Source organism: Pseudomonas sp. PK-RTE-24 (genome assembly GCF_054052265.1).
The window spans coordinates 2318411-2340396 of record NZ_CM133224.1; the positions used below are offsets into that span (position 1 = coordinate 2318411).

22 protein-coding genes are annotated in these 21986 nt (G+C 61.4%); 13 read left to right on the top strand and 9 right to left on the bottom strand.

What is annotated here, in order from left to right:
- The first annotated feature begins 6 nt into the window (after positions 1-6).
- Positions 7-579 carry a hypothetical protein gene (locus tag ACV8MC_RS10350; RefSeq protein WP_457265191.1) on the top strand — a complete coding sequence of 191 codons (573 nt, stop codon included), beginning with the start codon at positions 7-9 and terminating at the stop codon, positions 577-579.
- A gap of 13 nt (positions 580-592) precedes the next feature.
- Positions 593-1018: a hypothetical protein gene (locus tag ACV8MC_RS10355; RefSeq protein WP_052392144.1), complete on the top strand. Its 426-nt coding sequence runs from the start codon at positions 593-595 to the stop codon at positions 1016-1018.
- Positions 1019-1029: 11 nt separating this feature from the next.
- On the opposite strand, the gene ACV8MC_RS10360 is transcribed toward ACV8MC_RS10355, so the two are convergent.
- Entirely contained in the window at positions 1030-2109 is a 1080-nt protein-coding gene (locus ACV8MC_RS10360) for an endonuclease/exonuclease/phosphatase family protein (protein WP_457265194.1), read from the bottom strand.
- 75 nt (positions 2110-2184) lie between these two features.
- Entirely contained in the window at positions 2185-2859 is a 675-nt protein-coding gene (locus tag ACV8MC_RS10365) for a YciC family protein (RefSeq protein WP_252868332.1), read from the bottom strand.
- A 177-nt stretch (positions 2860-3036) separates the two neighbouring features.
- Here ACV8MC_RS10365 and ACV8MC_RS10370 point away from each other — a divergent pair, with 177 nt between their 5' ends.
- The 5 genes from ACV8MC_RS10370 (at position 3037) to ACV8MC_RS10390 (ending at position 7859) form a co-directional block, all read left to right on the top strand.
- Positions 3037-3798: a DUF2076 domain-containing protein gene (locus ACV8MC_RS10370; RefSeq protein ID WP_457265196.1), complete on the top strand. Its 762-nt coding sequence runs from the start codon at positions 3037-3039 to the stop codon at positions 3796-3798.
- Positions 3799-4085: 287 nt separating this feature from the next.
- Complete coding sequence (locus tag ACV8MC_RS10375; RefSeq protein ID WP_095181882.1) at positions 4086-4565, top strand: LabA-like NYN domain-containing protein; 480 nt, start codon at positions 4086-4088, stop codon at positions 4563-4565.
- 35 nt (positions 4566-4600) lie between these two features.
- Positions 4601-5206, top strand: coding sequence for a 3'-5' exonuclease (locus tag ACV8MC_RS10380; RefSeq protein ID WP_095181881.1), 606 nt, complete (start codon positions 4601-4603; stop codon positions 5204-5206).
- A 324-nt stretch (positions 5207-5530) separates the two neighbouring features.
- Positions 5531-6466, top strand: a complete 936-nt coding sequence (yedA, locus tag ACV8MC_RS10385; RefSeq protein ID WP_375122721.1) for a drug/metabolite exporter YedA — start codon at positions 5531-5533, stop codon at positions 6464-6466.
- A gap of 52 nt (positions 6467-6518) precedes the next feature.
- The gene (locus ACV8MC_RS10390; protein ID WP_041477749.1) at positions 6519-7859 is read left to right on the top strand and encodes a DEAD/DEAH box helicase; all 1341 of its coding nucleotides are present in this window, start codon (positions 6519-6521) and stop codon (positions 7857-7859) included.
- A gap of 150 nt (positions 7860-8009) precedes the next feature.
- Here the strand turns inward: ACV8MC_RS10390 and ACV8MC_RS10395 are convergent, their stop codons facing one another.
- On the bottom strand, positions 8010-9254 hold the full coding sequence (locus ACV8MC_RS10395) for a TIGR03862 family flavoprotein (RefSeq protein ID WP_457265200.1): 1245 nt from the start codon (positions 9252-9254) through the stop codon (positions 8010-8012).
- 293 nt (positions 9255-9547) lie between these two features.
- The gene (locus ACV8MC_RS10400; protein ID WP_056790583.1) at positions 9548-10468 is read right to left on the bottom strand and encodes a histone deacetylase family protein; all 921 of its coding nucleotides are present in this window, start codon (positions 10466-10468) and stop codon (positions 9548-9550) included.
- A gap of 82 nt (positions 10469-10550) precedes the next feature.
- Between ACV8MC_RS10400 and ACV8MC_RS10405 the strand changes: the two genes are divergently transcribed.
- The 3 genes from ACV8MC_RS10405 to ACV8MC_RS10415 all read left to right on the top strand — a co-directional run bounded on the left by ACV8MC_RS10405 (position 10551) and on the right by ACV8MC_RS10415 (position 12691).
- On the top strand, positions 10551-11120 hold the full coding sequence (locus tag ACV8MC_RS10405) for a GNAT family N-acetyltransferase (protein WP_095181877.1): 570 nt from the start codon (positions 10551-10553) through the stop codon (positions 11118-11120).
- Positions 11121-11231: 111 nt separating this feature from the next.
- A complete protein-coding gene (gene tesB, locus ACV8MC_RS10410) occupies positions 11232-12101 on the top strand; it encodes an acyl-CoA thioesterase II (RefSeq protein ID WP_236168718.1) in 870 nt (289 codons plus the stop codon).
- The gene (locus tag ACV8MC_RS10415; protein WP_150638437.1) at positions 12098-12691 is read left to right on the top strand and encodes an HAD family hydrolase; all 594 of its coding nucleotides are present in this window, start codon (positions 12098-12100) and stop codon (positions 12689-12691) included. Before tesB ends, ACV8MC_RS10415 begins: the two co-directional genes overlap by 4 nt.
- A gap of 133 nt (positions 12692-12824) precedes the next feature.
- Here ACV8MC_RS10415 and ACV8MC_RS10420 read toward each other — a convergent pair whose 3' ends face one another.
- Positions 12825-13778, bottom strand: coding sequence for an alpha/beta fold hydrolase (locus ACV8MC_RS10420; protein ID WP_457265202.1), 954 nt, complete (start codon positions 13776-13778; stop codon positions 12825-12827).
- Positions 13779-14663, bottom strand: a complete 885-nt coding sequence (gene ypfJ / locus ACV8MC_RS10425) for a KPN_02809 family neutral zinc metallopeptidase (RefSeq protein ID WP_310220142.1) — start codon at positions 14661-14663, stop codon at positions 13779-13781.
- Between the two features lie 390 nt (positions 14664-15053).
- Between ypfJ and ACV8MC_RS10430 the strand changes: the two genes are divergently transcribed.
- A complete protein-coding gene (locus tag ACV8MC_RS10430) occupies positions 15054-15932 on the top strand; it encodes a DMT family transporter (protein ID WP_457265205.1) in 879 nt (292 codons plus the stop codon).
- Positions 15933-16053: 121 nt separating this feature from the next.
- On the opposite strand, the gene ACV8MC_RS10435 is transcribed toward ACV8MC_RS10430, so the two are convergent.
- On the bottom strand, positions 16054-17388 hold the full coding sequence (locus ACV8MC_RS10435) for an MFS transporter (protein ID WP_041477757.1): 1335 nt from the start codon (positions 17386-17388) through the stop codon (positions 16054-16056).
- A 361-nt stretch (positions 17389-17749) separates the two neighbouring features.
- Between ACV8MC_RS10435 and quiC the strand changes: the two genes are divergently transcribed.
- Together quiC and ACV8MC_RS10445 are read left to right on the top strand one after the other, a co-directional pair.
- Positions 17750-19651, top strand: a complete 1902-nt coding sequence (gene quiC, locus ACV8MC_RS10440; protein ID WP_457265207.1) for a 3-dehydroshikimate dehydratase QuiC — start codon at positions 17750-17752, stop codon at positions 19649-19651.
- A 102-nt stretch (positions 19652-19753) separates the two neighbouring features.
- Entirely contained in the window at positions 19754-20431 is a 678-nt protein-coding gene (locus tag ACV8MC_RS10445; RefSeq protein ID WP_252868321.1) for a TetR/AcrR family transcriptional regulator, read from the top strand.
- Positions 20432-20548: 117 nt separating this feature from the next.
- Here ACV8MC_RS10445 and ACV8MC_RS10450 read toward each other — a convergent pair whose 3' ends face one another.
- Together ACV8MC_RS10450 and aroQ are read right to left on the bottom strand one after the other, a co-directional pair.
- Positions 20549-21403: a shikimate dehydrogenase gene (locus ACV8MC_RS10450; RefSeq protein WP_457265209.1), complete on the bottom strand. Its 855-nt coding sequence runs from the start codon at positions 21401-21403 to the stop codon at positions 20549-20551.
- A 5-nt stretch (positions 21404-21408) separates the two neighbouring features.
- The gene (aroQ, locus tag ACV8MC_RS10455; RefSeq protein WP_137215639.1) at positions 21409-21849 is read right to left on the bottom strand and encodes a type II 3-dehydroquinate dehydratase; all 441 of its coding nucleotides are present in this window, start codon (positions 21847-21849) and stop codon (positions 21409-21411) included.
- Positions 21850-21986 lie beyond the last annotated feature (137 nt).

Genomic DNA, 21986 nt, shown 5'->3' on the forward strand with positions numbered 1-21986 from the left:
CTGCCCATGAGCTCTTTCTTCAAGTTCAAGAAGTTGATCTTCTTGTCGGCTGCGCTGCTGGCCGCCTCTGATCCGGCAATGGCCGAAGAGTCCAACCCGATTGGCGACTGGTGGATTATCTACGGCAACGGCGTGCCCCAGAAAAACATCATGTACGTCGCTGATGCCACCTCGGTCGTGCCTTCGCAGAAAACCAAAGGCGCGACCATGGTCGCAGTGACCCTGGTGTATGAAGAGCCGGGCAAACCGATGATCGACGTCTACAACCTCGAAGCCCAATGCTCTACGGGCAAGGTGCGTTTTATCAATGGCCAGTCCATCGAGCGTCTTGCCTACACCATGCGTCATCTGAAAGTTGCCAATCAATGGCAGGCCCCCAAAGAGTTCTGGGTCCAGCAAGCGCTGAAGTTTGCCTGCGCCCCTGGCAGTCGCGCCAAAAACGACATGGCCGCAGTGGGCAAGATGGAATACCTGCAGATGATCGAGATGCTGCAGCAGATGTTCTTCAAGCTCGCGCCGATTCAGCAAAAGAGCCAGATGATGGACAACATCGACAGCCTGCTCGAACTGAAGAAATAAGCCGGGGCATCCAATGACTTACACACGTTTGTGGCTGGCAACCCTGGTGGCAGGATTGCTCTTGAGCGGTTGTGGCACTATCGCGCAGAGCCGCTGGGAAGGCCGCGATCTCCAGGAAGCACTGGACCTGTTCGGCACGCCTGATTCGATGAAAAAAGAAATTGGCCCAAATGGCGAACCCTTGGCCGTGCTGACCTGGTACAAGTCCGCGAGCTGGACCACCACCGAAGCGGCTGGCACTTCGATGACCCATACCGGCAACGGCATGGTGTACACCGAGCATTATCAGCAAGTTGGGCACAGTTCCGATTGCAAATTGCAGGCGAAGATCGATCAACAGAAGAAGATTGCACAGTTCCTGATCGAGGACGGGCGAATCCTGCATGGCAAGTGCCTGGGCGTCCGGTTTGTCCCCGGTTACATTCCGCCCGGCTTCTAAGGGCAGAGCGCTCAGGGCGCAGCAGGCAGGAGGAACCGCGCAATCACCGGCATGTGGTCGGAGATGCGCAAGGTATCGTCCTGCCGCACCTGCGCTTGCACTCGTTTGAGCTTCGGGCTGTAGAACAGATAATCCACCGTGCGATCCGGGCCGTTGAGGCCGGGGTCGTTGGGGTAATGGGTCAGCCATTTGGCCCGGTCGATGCCGCCAGCCTCGTTGTTGGTCGGGATCATCGGGTACTTGTCCCACAGCAGATGCAGTTCGCTGTCGGCAGAGTAGGGCGCGCGCCGCTCGACGGGCAGGCGTCGGTACTGGCCCAGCGGCAACAGATTGAAATCGCCACCGATCAGCCAGGGCAGGCCTTGGCTTTCATATTTGTCTAGCACCTTGGCCACGGCGGCGACTTGCGCCTGCAAGTGGCCGTCCGCCTGGCTGGCGCGCTGCAAGTGGGTGTTGAACACGGTCAGTTGTCCGCCATCGCTGAGCGGCAGTTTGACTGCCAGCAAAGCGTCTTTGGGCTGGAACTGGCGGCTGATGAAGTTGCTCGGGGCCACGGGCAGTTGCAGGCGTTCGGCGTGTTCGATGCGATAGCGACTCAACGTCGCCAACTGGCGGCCGACGCTGCCGTAGATATGTGGCTCGGGAACAAAATCCGCCTTCCAGTCGAAGGCGCTGGTGCTGCACGGGTACAGATCGGCGACACGTTCCTGCAACAGCTTTAGCTGATTCTGGTAGTCGCTGGCCTTGGCGCCGTCGTCGAGCTCCTGCAACAGCACCACATCGGGTTGTTCGTCGCGGATCACCCGCGCCACTTCGTCGAGGCTGAAGGCCATGTCTTCGGCGGTCGGCGCTTCGTCGTCGCCCTGAGCCAGGTCATTCCAGAATACGTAGCGCTTGCCGGCGAGGAACTGCACGTTCCAGGTCATGACTTTCAGTGCTTGCCCGGGCACCAGCGTCGGCGCCGTGGCGTTGCAACTGACCGGCAGGGTTTCGCGGGCATCGGGGCGCCAGGTCAGGCTGAACAGCAGTACGCCGAACAGGACGACGGCAAGGATGACGAGAAGCAGGGTGTAGCGCAGCAGACGGGTCATGGCTCGGCTTATAGCGTTACAGGAAGTGGCCCCGAGCATACCTGACGGCAGCCGCGAAGCCCAAGCACGGCGCGGTCAGACCGCTCCGTTACGTTTGTCAGGCAATTCGCTGATCAGCATGAACAGGCGGAACAGCACCACACTGGTGAACAGTTGCAGAAAGCTGTGAGCGCTGTCGATCAGCCCGGCAATCAGCGGATTCTGCGGTTCGGGGTACACCGCAAGCGTCGCGCCCTTGAGCAACCACAACGGAGTCATCACGCAGAGAATGCACAGCAGGATGCGCCAGAAGTGCCCGCGCGTCAGGCGCAGGCTTTCCTTCATCGCCTGCAACGGCCCGAGGCCGCGCAGCACCAACAGGTATTCAGCGAAGGCGAGCATGACCATCAGCATCAGGCCCGGGAGGAAGTACAGCGACAGGCCCAGCAGAATCAGCAAGGTATTGAGCGCGGTCAGCACGGCGAAGCGTGGCCACAGGGTTGCGGCCATCGCCAGCAGGTCGCTGTTGCGCGGCGACTCGCCACGGCTGCGCGCATCGAGAAACAGGATCAGCGCGGCGGTGTACAGCGGATACACCAGCAGGCCGACGATGATGCTGACTCCGGCGAAGGTGTCCGGCCCGGTGGCGTGATCGACCGCCTGCTGCAAGAAAGCTTCGACGATCACCAGCGGCAGGCACAACTGCACGATGCTGCCCAGATGGCGTTTGAAAAAATACAAAGAGTCGCGCAGTACTTCGAGGGCATTCATCAGTCGGTATCGCAGGTCGAAAACAGTGGCTCACTTTAACCGATGCAACGCGGGCCGACACAAACGTAAACATTCGGTAAAGGTCATTGAAACGTTTTGTCACTGTCTCCATTACAGGAGAGCACCGCGCCCAGAGTGGGTGCGGGCACGTTATTACCGGCAATCTACGAGGTCGCCATGAACAGCGAAGAGCAAACCCTGATCGATGGACTGTTTTCCCGGCTGCAACAGGCCGAAACGGAGGCAGCCCCGCGCGACGCCCAGGCCGAGGCGCGGATCAAGGAACACCTGACGCGCCAACCGGCGGCGGGCTATTTCATGACCCAGGCGATTCTGGTGCAAGAGGCCGCGCTGAAAAGCCTCGATGAGCAGAACAAGCAACTGACCCAGCAAGTCCAGCGCCTGCAGGCCGAGCTGCAATCGGCCAAGGCCCAGAGTGGCGCTGCGGCAGCGAGCGGTGGCGGTGGCTTTCTGTCGAGCATTTTTGGTGGCGGCAATTCGCGTCCGGCGCCGAGCCAGAGCGCAGCGCCGTCGTCCTCCGGCGGCTGGCGTGAACCAGCGCCGCAGCAGAGCTACCAGGCACCGGCGCCACAACAGAGCTTCGGCGCCGCGCCACCCAACTATGCGCAGCAGGCAGCCCCGGCGGCGGGCAACAGCTTCCTCGGCGGCGCGCTGAAAACCGCCGCTGGCGTGGCCGGCGGTGTGATGCTGGCGCAGGGCATCAGCAGCCTGTTCCACCACAATCAGCAACCGGAAGAAATCGTCGAGGTCATCAAGGAAGAACCGGCGCAGGTCGCCGACCAGAGCAACAACGGCTGGGGCGATGATCAGCGCGTGGCGGACAACGGCTTCTCTGGCAATGACCAGGGCGGTTTCAGCGACGCCGATTACAGCAGCGACAATTCGTCGTTCTTCGATGACGACGACTCCTTTGTCTGACATAGCCTCTGAAGGCTGACATGCACCCTGTGGCGAGGGGATTCATCCCCGCTGGGCTGCGCAGCAGCCCCCGCTTTTCCTGGTTAAAGCGAGGACTGCTGCGCAGCCCAGCGGGGCGGTGCGACGTTTCGCTAAATCCCCTCGCCACAACACCGTTTGTCAGGGACACCTCGGCGCCAGCCGGTGATTATTCGCTGAATCTTTCTCTTGGCTGGCATACTGAGCGCCTTTTTCAGGCCTGATCGCCTGACCCCGCTTCGTGCGCTTGTGCGCCCACAGGAACTCCGGTGAAAAAAATCGCAGTGTTCGCCGATGTGCAGAACCTCTACTACACCGTGCGTCAGGCCTATGGTTGCCACTTCAACTACGCCGCATTGTGGGCGGACATCAGCAAGAACGGGCAGATCGTCGAGGCCTACGCCTACGCGATCGACCGTGGCGACAGCAAGCAGCAGCAGTTTCAGCAGATCCTGCGCAACCTCGGCTTCATCGTGAAGCTCAAGCCCTACATCCAGCGCAGCGACGGCTCGGCCAAGGGTGACTGGGACGTGGGCATTACCCTGGACATCATGGACGCCGCCGACCATGTCGACGAAGTGGTGCTGGCCTCCGGTGACGGCGATTTCGACATGCTGCTCGAGCGCATCATCAACAAGCACGGTGTGCAAGCGGTGGCCTACGGCGTCCCTGGCCTGACCGCCAACTCGCTGATCCGCGCCGCCAGCCGCTACGTGCCGATCGAAGGCGCACTGTTGCTCAAGAGCTGAGCTGAACAATAGATTTGAACGGAGTACACCCCGGTTTGGAACGCATCGCAGTCATCGACTTTGAAACCACCGGCCTGTCGCCGAACAGCAGCTGCCGCGCCACGGAAATCGCCGTGGTCATGCTGGAAAACGGCCGCATCGTCGAGCGTTACCAGAGCCTGATGAACGCCGGCGTGCGCGTCCCCGCGTTCATCGAGCAACTGACCGGCATCAGCAACGCCATGCTGCGCACCGCGCCGCCGGCCGAGCGGGTGATGGAAGAGGTCAACGAATTCGTCGGCTGCACGCCGTTGCTGGCGCACAACGCCTCGTTCGACCAGAAGTTCTGGGATTTCGAACTGGGGCGGATCAAACGCACACGCCTGCAGAATTTCGCCTGTTCACTGCTGCTGGCGCGGCGCCTGATGCCGGCGGCGCCGAATCACAAGCTCGGTACGCTCACCACGTTCGCGCAGTTGCCGCACACCGGCCAGGCTCACCGGGCCATGGCCGACGCCGAGATGGCCGCCAATCTGATGGCGCATCTGGCTGAAGAGCTGCGGGGCAAACATGGAGTGCGCGAGTTGAATCACGACCTGCTGTGCAAATTGCAGAAAGTCCCTGCCGCAAAAGTCGGCGAGCATCTGCAGCGTTATCGCTGATCCCGGGTACTCCGACTGATCGTTCCCACGCTCTGCGTGGGAATGAAGCCCGGGACGCTCCGCGTCCCTTTCAAAGCCGAACGCAGAGCGTCCGTTGAGGCATTCCCACGCGGAGCGTGGGAACGATCCATGCGGTGTGTCATTCAACGCAACTGTGACTGATACACCGCTTTCGCGAGCAGGCTCGCTCCCACAAGGACCTTGTCGGTCTCAGTTGCTTTCATGCAAAAGTGTACCGGCGCGATAAACAGGTTTTGTAACTTATTTTTGCGCGGCAGCCTTTCTAGAATAAACCGTTCACCGAATCTGACTGTCGAGCTGCCCATGCCTGCATTGCGCCGTTTTTCCCTGCCGTTGATCGCTGCGTTTTTTGCGTTGTACGTGATTTGGGGATCGACCTATCTGGTGATTCGCATTGGCGTCGAATACTGGCCGCCGCTGTTGCTGGCCGGGGTGCGCTTCGTCATTGCCGGCAGCTTGATGTACGCCTGGCTGCGCTGGCGCGGTGCTCCTGCGCCGACCTGGGCGCAGTGGAAAGCGGCGGGGCTGGTCGGCATTCTGCTGCTCAGTTTTGGTAATGGCGCGGTCAGCGTGGCCGAGCACACTGGTGTGGCTTCCGGCGTTGCCGCGCTGGCGGTGGCGACGGTGCCACTGTTCACCTTGTTGTTCGGCTACTTCTGGGGCGCGCGCAATACGCGGCTGGAGTGGGCCGGTGTGGCGTTGGGGATTATTGGCATCGCCATGCTCAACATGGGGTCCAACCTGCAATCGAGCCCGCTCGGCGCGATGTTGCTGATCTTCGCGGCGGCGAGCTGGGCGTTCGGTTCGGTATGGAGCAAGCATCTGCCGCTGCCAGCAGGGGCGATGGCCAGTGCGGTGGAAATGCTCGTCGGCGGCGTGGTCTTGCTGATCGGCAGTGCGCTGAGTGGCGAGCACCTGCAAGCCATGCCGCCGCTCGAGGGTTGGCTGGCGCTGGCCTATCTGATCTTCTTTGGCTCGATCATCGCCTTCAATTCCTACATGTATCTGCTCAAACACGTGCGCCCAGCGGCGGCGACCAGTTATGCCTACGTCAACCCGGCGGTGGCGGTGTTGCTCGGTGTGGTGTTTGTCGGCGAGACCATCGGCATCGAAGAAGCGCTGGCGATGCTGGTGATCATCAGCGCTGTGCTGCTGATCAGCCTGCCGCAGTGGCGTCGACCGCCGCAGCTTCCGGTCGAAGAGGCGAAAGCCGTTCCGACGGAAGCGCGTACGAATTAGGGTAAACTGCGCGGCATTGCATCCCCGCGTCATTTTTTCCTACGGTACTCCCATGACTTTCGCCTCCCTTGGCCTGATCGAACCCTTGCTGCGCTCCCTCGAGACGCTCGGCTACCAGACCCCGACGCCGGTGCAGGCGCAAGCCATTCCGGCGGTGCTGGCCGGTCGCGACCTGATGGCAGCGGCCCAGACCGGCACCGGTAAAACTGCCGGTTTCGCTTTGCCGCTGTTGCAGTTGCTGACCATGGAAGGGCCGAAAGTCACCGCCAATTCGGCGCGTGCGCTGATTCTGGTGCCGACCCGCGAGCTGGCCGAGCAGGTCCACGAAGCCGTGCGCCAGTACGCGGAAAACCTGCCGCTGCGTACTTACGCGGTGTATGGCGGTGTCAGCATCAACCCGCAGATGATGAAGCTGCGCGGCGGCGTCGATGTGCTGGTCGCCACACCCGGTCGCTTGATCGACCTGTTCCGCCAGAACGCGCTGAAACTCGATCAACTGCAAACGCTGGTGCTGGATGAAGCCGACCGTATGCTCGACCTGGGCTTCTCCGAAGAACTGGCGAACATTTACCGCATGCTGCCGAAAAAGCGCCAGACCCTGCTGTTTTCCGCGACCTTCTCCGATGATATCCGCCTGCTTGCCGGGCAGATGCTCAACGATCCTTTGAGCGTCGAAGTCAGCCCGCGCAACGTCGCTGCCAACACGGTCAAGCAGTGGATCGTCACCGTAGACAAGAAGCGCAAGGCTGAACTGTTCGTGCACCTGATGCGCAAGAACAAGTGGAAGCAGGTGCTGGTGTTCGCCAAAACCCGCAATGGCGTCGATGCGCTGGTGGAAAAACTTCAGGGCCTCGGTGTGAATGCTGACGGCATCCATGGCGACAAACCGCAGGCCACGCGCCAGCGCGCGCTGGACCGTTTCAAGCTCAGCGAAGTGCAGATTCTGGTCGCGACCGACGTCGCCGCCCGTGGTCTGGACATCGAAGACCTGCCGCTGGTGGTCAACTTCGATCTGCCGATCGTCGCCGAGGATTACATTCACCGCATCGGCCGCACTGGCCGCGCGGGTGCCACCGGTGAGGCGATTTCGCTGGTGTGTGCCGATGAAGTGAACATGCTCTCGGCCATCGAAATGCTGACGCGGCAGAACCTGAAGCGCCAGAACGAGCCGGATTTCGAACCTGAGCACCGCGTGCCTGATACCGATGCCAGCGGTCAGGTGATCAAGAAGCCGAAGAAACCGAAGAAGCCGAAAGCCTCGGGCGGTGGCGGTGGAAAACGCAATCTGGGCAAGTGGGTCGACAGCGGCGAGACCTCGGCACCGGAGCCATCGATCAAGCCAGTGCGCAAAGTGCCGGTGTTCAATACTGGGCCGCGTAAGCGCAAGCCGTGATTTGATGCGGCGTCTGCGATAACGCCTTCGCGAGCAGGCTCGCTCTCACATTGGGGATGCGTTTCCCTGTAGGAGCTGCGGAACGCTGCGATCTTTTGATGTTGATTTTTGAAGATCAAAAGATCGCAGCCTCGTTTCACTCGTCAGCTCCTACAGGGGTTTGTGCTTAAGCCATTGCACGATTCCCAGCCCAGCCGCCCGCCCACTGGCAAAACACCCGGTCAGCAAGTAGCCGCCCGTCGGCGCTTCCCAGTCGAGCATCTCGCCGGCGCAAAACACCCCCGGCAACGCCTTGAGCATCAAGCGCTCATCCATCGCCTCGAATCTCACGCCACCGGCACTGCTGATCGCTTCATCCAGCGGACGGGTTTTCACCAAGGTCAGCGGCAACGCTTTGATCGCTCGCGCCAGGAGCGCCGGATCGGCGAACGTTTCGGCGTCGGTCAGTTCGCGCAACAACGCTGCTTTAACCCCATCAATCCCCACCTGACTGTGCAGATGCTTGGCCATCGAGCGCGAGCCGCGTGGTTTGCTCAGCGCCGCCTGTAATTTATCCACAGGCCGGCCGGGCAGCAGGTCGATGTGGATAACCGCTGCGCCATAGCGATTGATTTCTTCGCGTATCGGCGCCGACAGCGCATAGATCAGGCTGCCTTCAATGCCGGTCGCGGTGATCACGCATTCGCCCAAGCGCGGGATGTCGTCGTTCAAACCGATGGCAATGTTTTTCAGCGGCGCGCCGGCGAATTTGCTCACCATCAGCTCGCTCCAGGCCTGCACCTCGAAGCCGCAATTGCTTGGCTGCAACGGTTCCAGATCCACGCCGCGCTGCTCCAGCGGCAACATCCACGCGCCATCCGAGCCCAGCCGCGACCAACTGCCGCCGCCGAGGGCGAGCAGGGTGGCGTCGGGGTTTACGCTGATTTCGCCTTGCGGGCTGGCGATCCGCAGTGCACCGCTTGCGTCCCAGCCGAGCCAGCGATGGCGTGTGTGGATAACCACGCCACCGTCGCGCAGGCGCTTGAGCCAGGCGCGCAACAGCGGGGCGGCTTTCATGTCGGTGGGGAACACGCGGCCGGAGCTGCCGACGAAGGTTTCGATGCCCAGATCGTGAATCCACTGGCACAAGGCATCGGCATCGAATGCGCGCAGCAGCGGGGCGATCTGCGGTGCGCGTTCAGCGTAGCGGGAGAGGAACGCCGGGTACGCTTCGGAGTGGGTAATGTTCATGCCGCCAACCCCGGCCAGCAGGAACTTGCGCCCGACCGAGGGCATGCCGTCGTACACGTCGACGCGGATTCCGGCCTGGCTCAGCACTTCGGCTGCCATCAGGCCGGCGGGGCCACCGCCGATGATAGCGACGTGGGTGTTGGCGGGGGCGGAGTTCTGGGTCATGGCTATGCGCTGCGGTATGGCGGGACAAGGCGCGCATTCTAACAGCGCTGAACCCTGTGGGAGACCCCATGTGGGAGCGAGCCTGCTCGCGAACGCGGTCTGTCAGTCAATTAGATGTTGTGGGTGCTAAAGCTTTCGCGAGCAGGCTCGCTCCCACCGGGGCTGCGGTGTATTTCGAGGCTGGTTAAAAAATAAACAGTGCGCTGGGCGCCATGCCCAGCCTGGCCTGCAGTCCCTTTCACTCAGGTTATCCACAGGCAGTTCCACAGCGATTGTGGGTAACGCAGCACGTTTCAATGACAGCCGTGTGAATCCCAGACCCGTTGCGCGCTGTGATGGAGGATGCCGTGGCGGCGGGCGAGGGCGTGGCGATCCTTGCTGTAGCCGCCGCCGATCACCCCGACCACCGGGATGTCGCGGCCCAGGCAGTGGCGCATCACCCGTTCATCACGCTCGGCTACGCCCTCGTCGGTCAGTTGCAGATAACCGAGGGCATCGTCCTTGTGCACATCAACGCCAGCGTCGTAGAGCACCAGATCCGGTTGATACAGCGGCAACAGGTAATTGAGCGTGTCATCGACCACCTGCAGATAGTCGGCATCGCCCATACCTTTGGGCAGCGGAATGTCCCAGTCACTTTCTGCCTTGCGTGCGGGAAAATTCTTCTCGCAGTGCAGGGAAACGGTAATCGCCTCCGGCGTGTCATGCAGAATCCGCGCGGTGCCGTCGCCCTGATGCACGTCGCAATCGAAGATCAGTACGCGATTGACCCGGCCGCTCTGCAACAGGTACTGGCTGATGATCGCCAGGTCATTGAAGATGCAGAAGCCGGCAGGGTAATCGTAGTGAGCGTGATGGGTGCCGCCGGCCAGATGACAGGCCAGACCATGCTCAAGGGCTTGCTCTGCCGCGAGGATCGAACCGCCCACTGCACGCACGGTGCGTCGCGCCAGCGCTTCGTTCCACGGCAGGCCGAGGCGCCGTTGGTCTTCGCGGGACAACTCGCCGCTCATGTAGCGTTCGATATAGCTGCGGTCATGGGCGAGGGCGAGGATGTCGTTGGGGCAGATCTGCGGGCGCAGCAGGTCGGCGTCGCGGGTCAGGCCGCTGTCGACCAGGTGATCGCGCAACAGACGAAACTTGTCCATGGGGAAGCGGTGCTCCGCAGGAAACTCGGGGCTGTAGTCTTCGTGGTAGATCAACGGCAAAGGCATGGCTTGTTTCGCGCAGAACCTGGGAAAGAATGAACGATCCTACCAGCGATGTAGACTCAACGGCATGGAAATGGAGGGGACGATGGAGCCGATACTGGAGCTGCAAAGCGCGCGGTTGTTGATGCGTCAGTGGCAGGATGAGGATTTGCCGGCATTCGCCGCGATGTGCGCCGATCCGCAGGTGATGCGCTACTTTCCGGCGCCGTTGACCCGGCTCGAGAGTGCCGCATTGATCGGCCGTGTGCGCGGGCATTTTGCCGAGCACGGCTTTGGCCTGTGGGCGCTGGAGCGCAAGGACACGGGTGAGTTCATCGGTTTCACCGGGTTGGGCGTGGTCGGCTTCGATGCGCCGTTTACCCCGGCGGTGGAAATCGGCTGGCGTCTGGCCAAGGAACACTGGGGCCTGGGTTACGCCAGCGAAGCGGCGTGGACGGCTCTGCGCGCGGGTTTCGACCAGTTGAAACTGGAGGAAATCGTCTCGTTTACCGCCGGGCAGAACGCGCAGTCGGAGAAGGTCATGCAGGCGATCGGCATGCATCACGATCCGCAGGATGATTTCGATCACCCCAAGGTTGCGCTCGATCACCCGTTGCGCCGCCATGTTCTGTATCGCATCAGCCGCGAACAATGGCTGCAAACCTTGCATGAATAAGCCGACACGGACGTTTACAATGGCCGCCATCGTATTTGGCCCGTGCCAGAACCTGAATCGTCCGCCGCAGCCAAGACTGCGCGGCCATTGCTTTGTGTGAGGAGAGTCTGAATGAGCCAAGTGCTGGAAGATCTGGTCGATCTGCTGACCCTGGAACCGATCGAAGAAAACCTGTTCCGTGGCCGCAGCCAGGATCTGGGGTTCCGCCAGTTGTTCGGCGGTCAGGTGCTGGGCCAGTCGCTGTCGGCGGCCAGTCAGACGGTGGAAGAAGCGCGTCATGTGCACTCGCTGCACGGTTATTTCCTGCGCCCGGGCGATGCCAAGTTGCCGGTGGTCTATTCGGTGGATCGCGTGCGTGATGGCGGCAGCTTCAGCACTCGCCGCGTGACTGCGATCCAGAAGGGCCACCCGATCTTCACGTGCAGCGCTTCGTTTCAGTACGACGAACAAGGTTTCGAGCATCAGGGCCAGATGCCCGTGGTGGTCGGCCCGGAAAACCTGCCCTCGGAGCTGGAACTGATCCAGCAGCGTGCGCACCTGATTCCCGAGCACATGCGTGAAAAACTGCTGTGTCCGAAACCGATCGAAGTACGCCCGGTTACCGAAAAAGACCCGTACAACCCGCAACCGGCCGATCCGCTGAAGTACGTGTGGTTCCGCGCCGACGGCGCCTTGGCCGACATCCCGGCGCTGCACAAATACCTGCTGGCGTATGCCTCGGACTTCGGTCTGCTGACCACGTCGATGCTGCCCCACGGCAAGTCGGTCTGGCAGAAGGACATGCAGGTCGCCAGCCTCGATCACGCGCTGTGGTTCCACAATGATCTGCGCGCCGATGACTGGTTGCTCTACGCGATGGACAGCCCGTGGGCCGGCAACTCCCGTGGTTTTTCCCGTGGCAGCGTATTCAACCGTGCCGGGCAACTGGTCGCTTCGGTGACTCAGGAAGGTCTGATCCGCCATCGCAAGGACTGGGCATGAGCCTGACCGAGGTTCGTCATTGGGTGTTCGACATGGACGGCACGCTGACCGTCGCCGTGCATGATTTCGCGGCGATTCGTGTGGCACTGGCGATTCCGCCGGAGGACGACATCCTCACCCATCTCGCTGCATTGCCAGCGGATGAAGCGGCGGCCAAGCATGCCTGGTTGCTCGAGCATGAACGCGATCTGGCGCTGGGCTCGACCCCGGCCACCGGTGCGGTAGAGCTGGTGCGCGACCTGCATGCGCGCGGTTATCGCCTCGGCATCCTCACGCGCAATGCGCGGGAGCTGGCGCATGTCACGCTGGAGGCGATCGGCCTGGCTGACTGCTTCGCGGTCGAGGATGTGCTGGGTCGCGACGAAGCACCGCCGAAGCCGCATCCCGGCGGTTTGCTGAAACTGGCCGATGCCTGGCAAGTGCCGGCCAGTGACATGGTGATGGTTGGTGATTACCGCTTTGATCTGGATTGCGGCCGAGCAGCGGGGGCGCGGACGGTGTTGGTGAACCTGCCGGATAACCCGTGGCCGGAGTTGACGGATTGGCATGCAAGGGATTGTGTTGAGTTGCGGCGGATGCTGCAGGCCTGAGATCGTTGTTGTCTGATCGGACGCCTTCGCGAGCAGGCTCGCTCCCACAGGGGAATGCATTCCGAGTGTGGCATTTATTCCAAATGTGGGAGCGAGCCTGCTCGCGAAGGGGCCGGTGGATTCATTAGAAAACTCACTGATCAAACAAAGCCTTCTGCCCCTCCGCCGACGTCAGCATGCCATCCCCGTCATGCCCGACCCCAGGCACTTCAATCAGCCGCTGATTGACCCCCTCGGGATGCCGGCGCAGTAAGTAGCCGAAATACATTTTTCCGCGCATCAAGCGGTAAGCCCCTTGCGCCTCGGCCGCGCAGCTCTTGTCCAGCGCCGGATGTTCCGGGTCGACGTCCTGCTGCCCGAGCAGATAAATCACCTCGCGTTTGACGTAAGCGCTCTCGACCTGCAACGGCGTTTGCCCGCCGGCATACACCGGCATGTCCGCCAGGCCGTACTTCCAGCGATTGAAGCCCGGGCATTGTGCGTGGTCGAACGCCACTGGCCGCTGCTCGTTGAAGTACGCATAAGAAGAAGGATTGGCCACTACATAGCGCAAGCGAATACCGTTGGCCTTGAGCGCCGGCTGATCCTTGGCCAGCAGGGCGTAACGCTGCACCACCTGACCCCCACCGGAGTGGCCGAAGATCACGATCTGCTTCACGTCCGGAAACTGTTTGCGATCGCTGACCCGCGCGACGATTTCATCCAGCGCCGCGTAGGAGCTCAGCGGATTTGGCCCGCTGGACAAGCCGCCGCCCATCCACTCGTTGCCCTGCCAGCGCAGCACCGTTGGCGGCAAGGAGTACAGGGTGACGTCGCTTTCATTGAGAAACTGCGGAGCGATCACCAGCGTGTGCGCGGTCTGCCCGGCGAGTTCGGCGGCGCTTTCCGCGCTTTTGCGGTAGGTCTCGGCGTTGCGCAGGCGACCGTGAATGACGATCAGCACCCGCTCGATCTTCTCCGGTGCCGGGCCGATGCCCACCGCCATCTCCCCGGCCTTGAGTTGCAGGCGACCGGGGCTGATCGCATCGACGCCGGCCGCTTGCGCGGTGCCGACGATCAACAGTAACGCCACAAGCCATTTATGCATTTACAGGGTTTTCGCCGCGAAGGTGTCGCACTGGCTTACCTGGCCTTGCGCGAATCCGGTTTTGAACCAGCGCACCCTTTGCGCTGACGTACCGTGGGTGAACGAGTCCGGCACCACACGGCCCTGACCCTGTTGCTGCAAGCGATCATCGCCGATGGCGTTGGCGGCGTTCAAGGCTTCCTCGATGTCGCCCGGTTCCAGCCAGTTCAGGCGTTTCTGCGCGTTATACGCCCAGACGCCGGCGAGACAGTCGGCCTGCAATTCCTGGCGAACCAGCAAGCCGCCGTCGCCCTCCATCTGCCGGCCTTGCTGACGCGCCGCCTGCATCTTCGCCGAGACGCCCAGCAGCGTCTGCACATGGTGGCCGACTTCGTGCGCAATCACGTAAGCCTGAGCGAAATCGCCGGCGGCTTTGAAGCGCTGCGACATTTCCTGAAAGAACGCCATGTCCAGATAGACCTTCTGGTCTGCCGGGCAATAGAACGGGCCGGTGGCAGAAGTGGCCATGCCGCACGCGGAGTTCACCCGATTGCTGAACAGCACCAGTGTCGGGTCTTTGTATTGGCGTCCGGCCTGCTGGAAGATCGGACCCCAGGTGTCTTCGGTGTCGCCGAGGATCGAGCGGACGAATTCGGCCTGTTCATCATTGGCCGGTGGCGCCTGACGGGTTTGCGAGGAGGGCGCCGGCTGCTCCATCTGCCCGGTCAACTGGCCGAGGATCTGCAGCGGGTCCTGGCCGGTGAGCCAGCCGATGCCGACAATCAGCACGATGGCCGTCAGGCTCAGGCCCTTGCCGCCGCCGAAGCGCATGCCGCCGCCACCGCCTGCGTCATCACCCCGGGCGTCGACGACGTTGTCACTGCGTCGGCCTTTTTTCCATAGCATGTGGGAATCCTCTTTTATTGCCGGTGATGAATCTGCTGGTGATGAGTGTTGCCGCTGTGTGAGTGTGGCGCCAGTCCGGTCGTCCGTCCATGCACACGCGCCCACATGGTGCGGGCCTGGTATTGACGGTCGAGCGGGCCGTGAATTCAATCCCGAGTGGAATTTCTTCTGCCGATTCATGAACCCGCCGTTTCGACGGCAGTCTGTGATGTTGCACACTGGCCGGGCGCCGAAGTGGCGGGAATCTTGCCTCGAGGTTTTGCTTAACGGCGGTTTCCCGGCGAAGAAGAGTGCAATCTGTGCGGTTGCTGAAAGCTCTGCCGACTATGATTGCCACACCGATTGCCGCCAGCGCGAACGCTCGCCCGGGTATTTTTTCAGAGATTGCCAATGACCGTCAGCACCCCGCTCTCCGGTGTCAACCAGCCCTTCAAGGGGATTCTGCTGATTGTCGTGGCGACGTTCCTGTTTTCCAGTCACGACGCGCTGTCGAAATACCTCTCCGGTTTTTATCCGATCGTGATGGTGGTGTGGGCGCGCTACGTGGTGCACACCTTGTTGATGGCGGGGATTTTCGTGCCGCAGTCCGGTTTGCGCGTGCTGCGTACGAAAAAACCGTTATGGCAGCTCGCCCGTGCCCTGTGCCTGCTCGGCACCAGCCTGTTTTTCACCACGGCGCTGCTGTACATCCCGCTGGCGGAAGCCACGGCGGTCAACTTTCTCGCGCCGGTACTGGTGACGGCGTTATCGGTGCCGCTGCTCAAGGAACGAGTGACGCGCGGGCAGTGGATCGCGGTGATCTGCGGCTTCATCGGCGTGCTGATCATCGTCCACCCGGGCGGCGAACTGTTCACCCCGGCGATCCTGCTGCCGTTCTGCTCGGCGCTGTTCTTCTGCTTCTACCAATTGCTGACGCGCAAGCTCGCCGAAGTGGACAGCCCGACCACCAGCAACTTCTTCGCCGGGCTGTGCAATACCCTGGTGATGAGCGCGCTGGTGCCGTTCTTCTGGCAGGTGCCGACGTTGCCTCATGCCGCGCTGATGCTGGCGCTGGGCAGTTGCGGGATGACGGCGCATCTGTTCCTGACTCAGGCCTTCCGTCACGCAGCACCAGCCTTGCTGGCGCCGTTCGGCTATTGCCAGATCGTCTTTGCCGGGTTGTTGGGCTGGCTGCTGTTCAATCACACACCGAGCGGGTTGACGGTGATCGGTATTGCGGTGATCTGTTGCAGCGGATTGGCGGCGGCGTGGCAGCAGAGCCGGCGCTAGGGGGGAGCAAAGATCCCTTGTAGGACCTGACGAGTGAAACGAGGCTGCGATCTTTTGATCTTAAACAGCAAAATCAAAAGATCGCAGCGTTCCGCCGCTCCTACAGGGGCAATTTAGCGGGTTATTCGACGGTCGGAATCTTGCGCGGTGCCATGAAGTACATCCACGTCAGTGCGAGGAAGTACATCGCCGGGATCAGCGTGAACAGCACTGTGTAGTTATTGTTGGTGACGGTGAGGATGTGGCCGACGATCTGGGTCATGAACATCCCGCCGATCGCCGCGCACATGCCGCCGAAGCCGAACACCGTGCTCATCATGTGCTTGGGCGTGTAGTCCATCACCAGGCTCCAGATGTTCGCAGTCCAGGCCTGATGCGCGCCGATCGCCAGCGAGATCGCCGCCACCGCCACCCACAGATTCGCCGAACCGGCGGCCATCACCACGCCGATGATGCAGCAGGCAAACAGCAACATCGACAGCAGCCGCGCCTTGATCGAGTTCATCCCGCGACCGATCAGGAACGAGGACAGAATCCCGCCGCCGACACTGCCGAAGTCAGCCGTGACGTAGATGATGATCAGCGGAATACCCATCTGCGTCACGTTGATGCCGAGGTTGTATTGCTGATTGAGAAACGGCGGCAGCCAGTACAGATAGAACCAGAACACCGGCGCGGTCAGCGAGTAAGCGAGGGCGAAGGCCCAGGTGCCGCGCATGCGCAGGATCTTGCTGAACGGCACGCGGGCCTGTTCCGGTTCGACTTGCTGCTGGATGTAATCGAGTTCCGACTGTTTAACCGTCGGGTGATCTTCCGGATTGAAATACTTCAAGCCCCAGAACAGCAGCCAGATGCCGCCGAGTGCCGCCATGCACAGGAACGCCGCTTGCCAGCCCCACACATGCAGGACCAGTGGCAGCAGCATCGGCGTGAACATCGCGCCGACGTTGGTGCCGGCGTTGAAGATGCCGGTAGCGACAGCGCGTTCACCGGCCGGGAACCACAGGCGCGTGGTTTTCACACAGGCCGGGTAGTTGGCCGCTTCCGTCAGGCCGAGGATGAAGCGGCAGACCATGAAGCCGACTGCCGAGGTCGCCAGGCCATGGGCGCCAGTGGCCAGGCTCCAGAGCAGTACGGCGCAGAAGAACACGCGCTTGACGCCGACCCGGTCGATCAGGCGTCCCTGCAGGACAAACCCGATCGCGTAGCCGACCTGAAACCAGAAGTTGATGTTGGCGTAGTCCATCGCCGTCCAGCTCATTTCCTTGGCGAGGATCGGCTGCATGACGCCGAGGGCGGCGCGGTCGATGTAGTTGAGGGTGGTGGCAAAAAACACCAGCGCCAGCATGCCCCAGCGGGTCTTGCCGACGGCCATGGCGCCGCGGATCTTGTCGCCAATGCCACCCGTGGCAGTGCTCATGGCCGGAGCCATGCGGGAAGTCTGTGAAGGAATCATGTGTTCCACCCGTTTTTGGATTTGTTATTTGGTGTTCTTTTCTGTCGAACACCTTGCCCGGTGGTTAGTGGCCGGACTCGATGTGCAACCGATGTTGGGCAGTGAACAAAAAATCGTCAATTCGCCAAATCGCCTTAGTGTTCGATAATCGCACGCAAAACTAACCGGGTAGTACACTTTAAATTGCTGCGCGCAGGGATGCAGCCAATAATTTCCCTCACTATAAAAACCCATTCCCCGGTAGGAGCTGCCGAAGGCTGCGATCTTTTGATTTTGCTGTTTTGGTAATCAAGATCAAACGATCGCAGCCTTCGGCAGCTCCTACAGTAAAGATAAAGCGGCGCAGTCCGGGAGTTGAAACATGCAGCGTTCCATTGCCACCGTTTCCTTGAGCGGCACCCTGCCGGAAAAACTCGAAGCCATTGCCGCCGCCGGGTTCGACGGCGTGGAGATTTTCGAAAACGACCTCCTTTACTACGACGGCAGTCCCCGGGAAATTAAACAGATGTGCGCCGATCTGGGGATCGCCATCACCCTGTTTCAGCCGTTCCGTGACTTCGAAGGCTGCCGCCGCGATCGCCTGGCGCGCAACCTCGAGCGTGCCGAGCGCAAGTTCGACCTGATGCAGGAACTTGGCACCGACCTGGTGCTGGTCTGCAGCAACGCCTCGCCGGACAGTGTCGGCGATCAACAAATCCTCGTCGATGATTTGCGCCTGCTGGCTGAACGCGCCGGCGCCCGTGGCTTGCGCATCGGTTACGAAGCGCTGGCGTGGGGCCGTCACGTCAATACTTATCAACAGGTCTGGGACATCGTTCGTCAGGCTGATCACCCCAACCTCGGCGTGCTGCTCGACAGCTTTCACACCCTGTCGCTAAAGGGCGATCCCAGCGCGATCGCCGACATTCCCGGCGACAAGATCTTCTTCGTGCAAATGGCCGACGCACCGATCCTGGCCATGGATGTGCTGGAGTGGAGTCGGCATTTCCGCTGTTTCCCGGGGCAGGGCGAATTCGATCTGCCGGGTTTCCTCGCGCCGATCATCAAGAGTGGCTATAGCGGGCCGCTGTCGCTGGAAATCTTCAACGACGGCTTTCGCGCCGCGCCCCCGCGAGCCAACGCCGCCGACGGTTTGCGCTCTCTGCTTTATCTGGAAGAGAAAACCCGTCAGCGTCTCGAGCAGGAAGCGGCGCCGGTGGCCAACCGTGAGATTCTTTTCGAAACGCCGCCGGCCAGCGAATACAACGGCGTGGAATTTCTCGAATTTGCCGTCGACGAAGCGCTGGGCGCGAAGCTCAGTCACTGGCTGCAACGCCTCGGTTTCGCCAAGGCCGGGCAGCATCGCTCCAAGAGTGTCAGCCTGCTGCGTCAGGGCGATATCAACCTGATCCTCAACTCCGAGCCGTATTCCTTCGCCCACAGCTTTTTCGAAGCCCACGGCCCGTCACTGTGCGCCACGGCCGTGCGGGTCAAGGACAGCGCCAGTGCGCTGGCCCGCGCGGTCGCTTACAAGGGGCAGCCCTATCGCGGGCTGGTCGGGCCGAATGAACTGGAGCTGGCGGCGGTGCGCGCACCGGACGGCAGCCTGATTTATCTGGTCGATGAGGACGCCGACGTGTACGGCACCGATTTCAATCTGTTGCCGGACGCGCAGACCGGCGGCGGCCTCAAGCGTATCGATCACATGGCCATGGCGTTGCCGGCGGACAGCCTCGACAGTTGGGTGCTGTTTTACAAAAGCCTGCTGGATTTCGAAGCCGACGACGAAGTGGTGCTGCCCGATCCGTACGGTCTGGTGAAGAGCCGCGCACTGCGCAGTCGCGACAGCTCGATCCGGCTGCCGCTGAACATTTCCGAGAACCGCAACACTGCCATTTCGCATGCGCTGTCGAGTTATCGCGGCTCCGGCGTGCATCACATCGCCTTCGATTGTGACGACATCTTCGCCCAGGTCAGTCGCGCCAAAGAGGCCGGTGTGCCGCTGCTGGACATCCCGCTGAATTACTACGACGACCTCGCGGCGCGTTTCGATTTCGACGATGAGTTTCTCAGCGAGCTGGCCTATTACAACGTGCTCTACGACCGTGACGCCCAGGGCGGCGAGTTGTTTCACGTCTACACCGAGCCGTTCGAGGGGCGTTTCTTCTTCGAGATCATCCAGCGCAAGAATGGCTATGCCGGCTACGGCGCGGCCAACGTTGCGGTGCGGCTGGCGGCGATGGCCAAATCCCGCAGCGGTGCGGTGCGTCAGGCGAAGTTGTAGGGAATTCGTAAACGCGGGATTAAACACCGGCTGCGCGGCTTCCTTCACTGTCCCGCGCGGCCCATAATCGCCAGCTTGTGCAGTGATGGCCGTGAGCCCGCGATGACCATGAATTCAGAACTTTCCGCCGCTGCTGTCGAGTCCGACGCAGTGCCGCGCAAGAGTCGCAAGAACAATCCGGAAAAGACCCGCGAAAACATTCTGCAGGAGGCGATCGTCGAGTTCGTCCAGCAGGGCTTGTCCGGCGCCCGCGTCGACGCGATCGCCGAGCGCATCCACACCTCCAAGCGGATGATCTATTACTACTTCGGCAGCAAGGAGCAGTTGTACGTCGAGGTGCTGGAGAAGCTTTACGGCGATATTCGCAGCACGGAAAACCGCCTGCACCTGGACGAGCTGCTGCCCGAGCTGGCGATCCGCCGACTGGTGGAATTCACCTTCGATCACCATGACCACAACGTCGATTTCGTGCGCATCGTCAGCATCGAAAACATCCACAACGCCGAGTACGTAAAGCGTTCCGATGCGATCAAGGCGCTGAACAACACGATCCTCGACACCTTGGGCGGGATTCTGCAACGAGGCGCGGACGAAGGTTTGTTCCGGCGTGGCATCGATGCGCTGGACGTGCACCTGCTGATCAGTTCGTTCTGCTTCTATCGCGTGTCGAACCGCCACACGCTGGGAGAAATCTTCCAGATCGACCTGCCGGACGAAACCATCAAGCAGCGCCACCGCGAGATGATCTGCGAATCGGTGTTGCGCTACCTGAAGGCCTGACTCGATCCCCCCTGTGGGAGCGAGCCTGCTCGCGAAAGCGGTGTGTCAGTCGCCCTGTTCGTTGACTGAATCGACGCCTTCGCGAGCAGGCTCGCTCCCACAGAGTTACCCTGTTGTTCAGCCATTCATGCTCTGAAAATGCTCAAGCATGCGCTGCGCATCCGGCACCACGCCGCTGAACAGTTCAAACGCCTTCACCGCCTGAAACACCGCCATGTTGCCGCCATCCAGGGTGCGGCAACCCAAGGCGCGGGCATCGCGCAGCAGCTCGGTTTCCAGCGGGAAATACACAATTTCCGCGACCCACATTGCCTTGCGTAGCAAGCCGGCCGGCACCGGTGAACCCGGCAGCTTGGCCATGCCCATCGGCGTGGTGTTGACCAGGCCATCGGCCTGCGCCAGCGCCCCGGGCAAATCCCGTCCCGCCTGCGCGCGACCGGCGCCAAAATGTTGATTCAGATTGTTCGCCAGGCTCTCGGCACGCTCGCGGTCGACATCAAAAATCGTCAATTGCCGTACGCCTTCACTGAGCAGCGCGTGGGCCACCGCCGCGCCAGCGCCACCGGCGCCCATCTGGACGACACGTTCTCGGGCAGCGTCCGGCAGACCTCGGCGAAAACCCTCGGCGAAACCGAGGCAATCGGTGTTGTGGCCGACACGCTTGCCGTCCTTCAGCACCACGGTGTTGACCGCGCCGATGCCACGGGCTTCCGGCGATAACTCATCGAGCAGCGGGATGACCGCCTGTTTGCACGGGAAAGTGATGTTCAGTCCGGTGTAATTCATCCGCTCCGCCGCTTGCAGCAGGTCGGGCAGGGCCGTGCTGTCGAGGTGCAATTGATCGAGGTCGATGAGCTGGTACAGATAACGCAGGCCCTGCGCATCGCCTTCGTGCTCATGCAGTGCCGGTGTACGTGAAGCCTGAATCCCGGCGCCGATCAGCCCGGCGAGTATCACCTTGGAACGCGACATGGTTCTTACCTCTGCAACCGCTGACTGAAATGCTCCAGCGCCAGGCGATAGCCATGGCTGCCGAACCCGCACATCACCGCCGTGGCAATGCCGGAAACAAACGAGTGATGACGGAACGGCTCGCGGGCATGCACGTTGGACAGATGCACCTCGATCACCGGCAGTTCACTGGCGACCAGCGCATCGCGAATCGCCACGGACGTGTGCGTCCACGCCGCCGGATTGATCACGATTCCGGCACAACGACCGCGGGCGGCGTGAATCCAGTCGAGCAGCTCGCCTTCATGATTGGTCTGGCGAAATTCCACGGTCAGGCCGAACTCGTCAGCCGCGCGACCACACAGTGCAGAAATATCGGCCAGGGTTTCATGACCATAAGTCGCCGGCTCGCGGGTGCCGAGCAGGTTCAGGTTCGGGCCGTTAAGCACCAGAACGATAGGGGACATGGGGGCAACTCCACTTATTGTTTTTGGCATGGGCCGAGAGGTTCCGGCCTGTGGAGATAAAATGTACTAGATGGTTACATCGGTCAATTGAACAGAAATGACCTGGGCGTTTTATGTTCGGTGATCGCACAGATCAA

Bases quoted from the DNA above. Each gene is read 5' to 3' on its own strand.
- ACV8MC_RS10350 (WP_457265191.1), top strand. From the start codon at position 7: ATGAGCTCTTTCTTCAAGTTCAAGAAGTTGATCTTCTTGTCGGCTGCG.
- ACV8MC_RS10355 (WP_052392144.1), top strand. From the start codon at position 593: ATGACTTACACACGTTTGTGGCTGGCAACCCTGGTGGCAGGATTGCTC.
- ACV8MC_RS10360 (WP_457265194.1), bottom strand. From the start codon at position 2,109: ATGACCCGTCTGCTGCGCTACACCCTGCTTCTCGTCATCCTTGCCGTC.
- ACV8MC_RS10365 (WP_252868332.1), bottom strand. From the start codon at position 2,859: ATGAATGCCCTCGAAGTACTGCGCGACTCTTTGTATTTTTTCAAACGC.
- ACV8MC_RS10370 (WP_457265196.1), top strand. From the start codon at position 3,037: ATGAACAGCGAAGAGCAAACCCTGATCGATGGACTGTTTTCCCGGCTG.
- yedA (WP_375122721.1), top strand. From the start codon at position 5,531: ATGCCTGCATTGCGCCGTTTTTCCCTGCCGTTGATCGCTGCGTTTTTT.
- ACV8MC_RS10390 (WP_041477749.1), top strand. From the start codon at position 6,519: ATGACTTTCGCCTCCCTTGGCCTGATCGAACCCTTGCTGCGCTCCCTC.
- ACV8MC_RS10395 (WP_457265200.1), bottom strand. From the start codon at position 9,254: ATGACCCAGAACTCCGCCCCCGCCAACACCCACGTCGCTATCATCGGC.
- ACV8MC_RS10400 (WP_056790583.1), bottom strand. From the start codon at position 10,468: ATGCCTTTGCCGTTGATCTACCACGAAGACTACAGCCCCGAGTTTCCT.
- ACV8MC_RS10405 (WP_095181877.1), top strand. From the start codon at position 10,551: ATGGAGCCGATACTGGAGCTGCAAAGCGCGCGGTTGTTGATGCGTCAG.
- tesB (WP_236168718.1), top strand. From the start codon at position 11,232: ATGAGCCAAGTGCTGGAAGATCTGGTCGATCTGCTGACCCTGGAACCG.
- ACV8MC_RS10415 (WP_150638437.1), top strand. From the start codon at position 12,098: ATGAGCCTGACCGAGGTTCGTCATTGGGTGTTCGACATGGACGGCACG.
- ACV8MC_RS10420 (WP_457265202.1), bottom strand. From the start codon at position 13,778: ATGCATAAATGGCTTGTGGCGTTACTGTTGATCGTCGGCACCGCGCAA.
- ypfJ (WP_310220142.1), bottom strand. From the start codon at position 14,663: ATGCTATGGAAAAAAGGCCGACGCAGTGACAACGTCGTCGACGCCCGG.
- ACV8MC_RS10430 (WP_457265205.1), top strand. From the start codon at position 15,054: ATGACCGTCAGCACCCCGCTCTCCGGTGTCAACCAGCCCTTCAAGGGG.
- ACV8MC_RS10435 (WP_041477757.1), bottom strand. From the start codon at position 17,388: ATGATTCCTTCACAGACTTCCCGCATGGCTCCGGCCATGAGCACTGCC.
- quiC (WP_457265207.1), top strand. From the start codon at position 17,750: ATGCAGCGTTCCATTGCCACCGTTTCCTTGAGCGGCACCCTGCCGGAA.
- ACV8MC_RS10445 (WP_252868321.1), top strand. From the start codon at position 19,754: ATGACCATGAATTCAGAACTTTCCGCCGCTGCTGTCGAGTCCGACGCA.
- ACV8MC_RS10450 (WP_457265209.1), bottom strand. From the start codon at position 21,403: ATGTCGCGTTCCAAGGTGATACTCGCCGGGCTGATCGGCGCCGGGATT.
- aroQ (WP_137215639.1), bottom strand. From the start codon at position 21,849: ATGTCCCCTATCGTTCTGGTGCTTAACGGCCCGAACCTGAACCTGCTC.